The 206-nt window shown below is 35.0% G+C and carries 1 pseudogene; it reads right to left on the reverse strand.

What is annotated here, in order from left to right:
• Window positions 1-33: 33 nt before the first annotated feature.
• Window positions 34-206 (reverse strand): annotated as a pseudogene (locus H5975_RS09230) (IS30 family transposase); the annotation flags it as partial.

A 206-nucleotide genomic window follows, 5' to 3' on the forward strand; every position in this document is an offset into this window, starting at 1 on the left:
ACCTAAATTTCAAGAATAAGTTAGCCACTGGACTCAAATAAATAATACTGACCAATTGATTATTGGTTGATGGAGCTGTGATATCTCTTGGTAGAAAGCCTTACGATAGATATCCATTGACGAATGTCCATTAAACATAGCTCGTGGATAGTGATTCATCCAATCATTAGTCGCTATGATCTGAGCACTACTATAGTTATTTATAG

This window comes from Limosilactobacillus coleohominis, assembly GCF_016901675.1.
Lineage (GTDB): Bacteria > Bacillota > Bacilli > Lactobacillales > Lactobacillaceae > Limosilactobacillus > Limosilactobacillus intestinavium.